The following is a 4,683-nucleotide window of genomic DNA, read 5'->3' as shown; positions in this document are numbered from 1 at the left end:
CCGATCAGGATGCCGGCATCCGTATCGTCCAGCGCGCGCTGGAAGAGCCGCTGCGTCAGATCGTCGCCAACGCGGGTGACGAGCCATCGGTCGTTCTGAACAAGGTCGCGGAAGGCAAAGGCAATTTCGGCTACAACGCGGCGACCGGCGAGTACGGCGATCTCGTCGAGATGGGCGTGCTCGATCCGACCAAAGTCACGCGTTATGCATTGCAGAACGCGGCGTCGGTCGCGGGCCTGATTCTGACGACCGCAGCGATGGTCGCGGAATTGCCCGAGGACAAGCCGGGTCTCGCCGGTGGTATGGGCGGCGGCGGCATGGGCGGCATGGGCGGAATGGGCGGCATGGACATGTAACGACGAGGCGTTCGCGGGAGCCGAGCGATCGGCTGTAGCTTTTCTGCTTCCCCCTTGCCTGCCCCGGCAGGCATTAAGCCGGGGACGGGGGGAGGCGGGGCCCAGGCGCGCGCTCCCCGCAAACGGCCGCTTCGCGGTAACGTGTCCGCGCGCCAGGATGGGGGTGAGGGCGGCCGCGGCGGCCGATGGTTTTACCGTCTGCGATCCTCTTTGGCATCCCCACCCCGGCCCTGCCCGGCAAGTGGGGAGGGAGCAAACCGAAGTGATTTCTCCTTTCCCTGTTGCCTTCCCCGTACGTATAAATCAAACAAAAACCTCACCCTGGTGAGGTTTTTGTTTTTTAACGAATTGGACTAGATAATACGCGCAAAAGGCTGTTGGTAAGATATCGACCAGATGGCATCGAGCGTTGCCGATGTCTCGTCCGCACTGGCCCGCGGAGCTGTATCCTTGATAGCCTCCTGCGATCGCGATGACCCCTACTGCTGAACGGGAGCGGCCGTTGCCGGGGCCGCCGCCGGCGCAACGTCGGCGGGGGAGGGTGATTGCGGTGCGGCGTTTTGCCCGGCATCAGCAGGCAATGCAGGTGCAACGCCCGCTTCCCCCGGCTTCGCTTCGGCCGATTCCGCGCCGGGCTTCACGTTCTTGTCGCCGCTTGCCGGCGGAATGGGTTTGGCCGGCTGCTTCGACAACGCCGAAGTTTTTGGATAACCGACCTCATCGAGCGCCGTGTTCCACTGCCCTTCCTCGAAGCCGCGCAATACCGAACGGCCGACGTGCAGTACCGGCACCGCCGAGCTGCCCTTGGTCAGCGCGGCAAGTTCGGATTGCTCTTTGAGATTGTCAGGATTCTTTTCAGTAAACGGAATGCCGCGTTTATTCAGCAATGCGCGCGCGCTGTTGCACACTTCGCCGCAATCGTTGACATAAAACGTGACCGGGAAATTCTTGACTGTCTGCTGCAATGCATATGGCATCGTCGTCCCGATCACGCTGTCGGTCAGTTTTTTTTGCTCGACTTTCCTGGCGCCTGGAGGCGGCGGTTGGTCGGTGTAATGGGTGACGCCTTTCTCATCGACCCATTTGTAGGTCTCGGCATAACAATTCGCCGATAGCGCGCAAGCCAAAACCAACAGGGCGATCTTTGTCATGCCGTTCTCCACTGAAAACCGCAGCCGTGCGGCGTGGCGGATAGACTACGCGAAAAAGCACGCCTGCGACATTGCCGGGTTTTTGAATTCCCCGCTGTCAGGCCGCTTGCAGCATCCCGTTGTGGCGCAGCAATGCGTCTATTTGCGGCGGCCGTCCGCGGAATGCGACGAAAGATTCAAGCGCAGGACGGCTGCCGCCGACGCCCAGAATCTCGTCGCGGAAACGCCCGCCGGCAGCGGGATTCAGCACACCCATTTCCTCGAACAGGCTGTACGCGTCGGCCGACAGCACCTCGGCCCATTTATAACTGTAGTAACCGGCCGCATAGCCGCCCGAGAAGATATGCGAAAAATTATTGGGGAAGCGGTTGTAAGCGGGCGGCACGATGACCGCGATCTGGGCGCGGATTTCGTCGAGCAATTGCAGCACCGTTTTATCGCCGGCCGGGTCGAGTTCAAAATGCGCACGCATGTCGAACAGCGAAAATTCGATCTGACGCACCGTCGTCAGACCGCCTTGGAAATTCTTCGCTGCCAGCATCTTGTCGAACAGGCTGCGCGGCAACGGCTCGGCAGTCTCGACATGCGCCGTCATATGCTTCAGCACATCCCACTCCCAGCAGAAATTCTCCATGAACTGGCTGGGCAATTCGACCGCATCCCACTCGACGCCGTTGATGCCCGACACGCCGAGCTCATCGACGCGCGTCAGCAGATGATGCAGGCCATGGCCGAATTCATGGAACAGCGTAATCACTTCGTCGTGCGTGAACAGCGCGGGCCTGCCTCCGACCGGGGCCGAGAAATTGCACGTCAGATAAGCGACCGGCGCTTGAATACCGCCAGCCCCGGCCGCACTGCTTAGCCGCCGGCGCGTGATCGCGTCATCCATCCACGCGCCGCCGCGCTTCGACGGACGCGCATACAGGTCGAGATAGAACTGGCCGACCAAGGCGCCGCTGCGATCTTCGATGCTGAAAAAGCGCACGTCGGGATGCCAGATCGGCGCCGCCGCCGGCTTGATGCTCACGTCATAGAGTGTTTCGACGACCTTGAACATTCCGGGAAGCACTCTGGTTTCCGGAAAATACTGCTTCACTTCCTGATCGGAAAATGCATAGCGCGCGACGCGCAGCTTTTCCGACGCAAAGCCGATATCCCAGGCTTCCAGCTCGTTCATTGCCATCGACTCTTTCGCGAATACCCGCAACTCGGCGAGGTCGCGCTCGGCAAACGGCTTCGCCTTATTTGCCAAATTGCCGAGGAAATCGAGCACCTCGCGCGGGCTTTCCGCCATCTTGGGTTCCAGCGAAAGCTCGGCGTAATTTGAAAAACCGAGCAAGCGGGCGATTTCGCGGCGCAGGATCAGGATTTTTTTTATCGCCGCAGTGTTATCCCATTCCGCTTTGCCGAACTCCGATGCCCGCGTCACATAAGCGCGATACATCAGTTCCCGCAGGGAGCGATTTTCGGCGTATTGCATGACCGGAAGATAGCATGGCGCGTGCAGCGTCAACTTATATCCGGGCTTGCCTTCGTCGGCCGCGGCCTTTTGCGCGGTTTCGATGACGTCGTCGGGCAGGCCCGCCAGCTCATCGTGGCTTTGCAGGGTGTGCGCGAAGGCGTTGGTTGCATCGAGCAGGTTGTCGCTGAATTTCGAAGAGATCGCCGCCAGCTCTTCGCTGATCTCCATGAAACGCTGTTTCTGCTCGGTCGGCAATTCGGCCCCGCCGAGGCGAAAATCGCGCAACTCGTTGTCGATGATTTTCTGCTGCGCGCGGCTGAGGCGCGAGAATGGCAGCGCAGCCTTGAGCAGCCGGTATTTTTCATACAGACCCTGATGCTGACCGAGTTCTGTGTAGTACTGCACGATATGCGGCAAATTGGCGTTGTACACCTCGCGCAGTTCCGGGCTGTTCATCACGCCATTCAGGTGCCCGACCTGGCCCCAGGCGCGGCTCAGACGCTCGTTGGCGTCTTCCAGCAGTTGCACGAAGTTGTCCCAGGTCGGCGCGTCGGTCTCAGCGACAAGCCTGGCAACCAGCGCGCGGTTTTCGGCCAGCAATTGTTCGACGGCCGGCGCAACGCTGCCGACATTGAATTCGGCAAAGCGCGGCAGGCCCGAAAAATCGAGTAAGGGATTCATATTTCTGGGTTGAGAATGGATTTACTGGAAGACATTCGGATACAGGCTTGGTTCTGATGCGCCGTCAGGCGAATCGCCAGCCAGCCTCCTTAGGTTGGCTCCCGAACAACATCGCCATTCACCAGTGTATAGCGTACCTTGCCGAGCATTTCCTGGCCGATGAAAGGCGTGTTTTTGCCTTGGCTTTTCAGCGACTTGGCTTCGACCTTCCAGCGCCGCTCGGGATGGAAGATGCAGATGTCGGCAGCGGCTCCCACGCCAAGCTGACCGGCCGGTTGCCCGCTCAGACCGTCAGCCTGGCCGATGATCCGCGCCGGTTCCGAGGTGATTTTGGCAAGGGCTTCGACCAGTGCAACATCACTCTCCTGCGCCCATCTCAGGGTCAGCGGCAGCAGGAGTTCGAGACCGGTCGCGCCGATTTCGGCTTCGGCAAACGGCAGTTGCTTGGCGTCATCGTCGACCGGCGTATGGTCGGAGCAGATTGCGTCTATCGTGCCGTCCCGCAAAGCCGCGCGCAACGCGTCGCGATCCTCCGCGCTGCGCAAAGGCGGACTCAGATGGCAATTCGAATCGAAAAAGCCGATGTCGTTTTCACACAGATGCGCATGATTGACCGCGATGTCGCACGTAATCGCGAGACCTTCGCTTTTGGCGGCGCGGATCATGGCGACGCCAGCGGCGCTCGACAGCCGGCATAGATGCAGTTTGGCGCCCGTTTCGCGCGCCAGCAGCAGCATGGTCGCCAACGCCACGGTTTCGGCGCAAACCGGTATCGGCGCAAGGCCCAAACGCGTCGCGAGCTCGCCATCGTGGGCGACGCCGCCGCGCGCCAGACTGCCGTTTTGCGGGCGCAGCCAAACGCTGAAACCGAAGGTCGCCGCATATTGCATCGCGCGCAACAGCACCGCAGCGTCGCGCAGCGGCACATCGGCTTGCGAAAACGCCACGCAACCGGCATCGCACAATTCGGCCATTTCGGTCAGCCGCTCGCCGCGCAAACCCTGGGTCAGCGCGCCGAGCGGATAAACAT

Annotated in this window: 4 protein-coding genes; 1 reads left to right on the top strand and 3 read right to left on the bottom strand. The window is 60.8% G+C overall.

The genetic code is table 11. The features are described 5' to 3' along the window. Window positions 1-356 (top strand): chaperonin GroEL (gene groEL / locus H0V78_12095; protein ID MBA2352481.1); only part of this gene is annotated, 356 nt, incomplete at its 5' end. Window positions 357-835: 479 nt separating this feature from the next. Here the strand turns inward: groEL and H0V78_12090 are convergent. The 3 genes from H0V78_12090 to H0V78_12080 all read right to left on the bottom strand — a co-directional run. Further along, window positions 836-1,507 carry a glutaredoxin family protein gene (locus tag H0V78_12090; GenBank protein MBA2352480.1) on the bottom strand — a complete coding sequence of 224 codons (672 nt, stop codon included), beginning with the start codon at window positions 1,505-1,507 and terminating at the stop codon, window positions 836-838. A 97-nt stretch (window positions 1,508-1,604) separates the two neighbouring features. Then, window positions 1,605-3,653, bottom strand: a complete 2,049-nt coding sequence (locus tag H0V78_12085; protein MBA2352479.1) for a M3 family metallopeptidase — start codon at window positions 3,651-3,653, stop codon at window positions 1,605-1,607. Window positions 3,654-3,742: 89 nt separating this feature from the next. After that, the coding region (locus H0V78_12080; protein ID MBA2352478.1) for a dihydroorotase at window positions 3,743-4,683 on the bottom strand (941 nt) is incomplete at its 5' end.

This window comes from Burkholderiales bacterium, assembly GCA_013695435.1.
Taxonomy (GTDB): domain Bacteria; phylum Pseudomonadota; class Gammaproteobacteria; order Burkholderiales; family JACMKV01; genus JACMKV01.
The sequence above is the reverse complement of the archived record's forward strand: the minus strand, read 5'-3'. Positions and strand labels throughout refer to the sequence as shown.